This window comes from Vibrio sp. (assembly GCF_038138445.1).
In the GTDB taxonomy this organism is placed as follows: Bacteria; Pseudomonadota; Gammaproteobacteria; order Enterobacterales; family Vibrionaceae; genus Vibrio.
This window is the reverse complement of record NZ_JAYQDQ010000170.1, coordinates 521-984: the sequence shown is the minus strand read 5'-3', so window position 1 is coordinate 984 and position 464 is coordinate 521.

The following is a 464-nucleotide window of genomic DNA, read 5'->3' as shown; positions in this document are numbered from 1 at the left end:
TCTTTAGGGAGCGTAATACTGGAGCTGTATGCGTGTAATACCATACCTGCCATTGCCCACTCGACAATGTTATTCGATCAGAATGCAGTGCTGTTGGTATCGCCGACTGGCCATATTATCGATAGCGAAAAACTTTCAGGGACGTCTATCTGTTAGCTGGGCCGTTGGGTCAAGGTGGTTTATTTGCGATCTTCCGCGTGTGCTTCGAACATCCCTATCAAGGCTGCGGTTGCGCATTAGTGGGTAAGGTTTGTGGCAGTGGTGTTGATGTAGTTTCTTTGAAGGAAACACCTGATGAGCAGGCTATGAAACGCTACCGGGGCACTTGCAACTGCGATGGGAATAGTGATGTGTTGATTTTCGAGGCAAGTTCAACTCTGAATGAATTTCAAACCTATCGCTTCAAGACAAATTAGGCTTGTAAGGGAGTGTTGGCGGTCGTCGGTCATGACATGAACCTCATT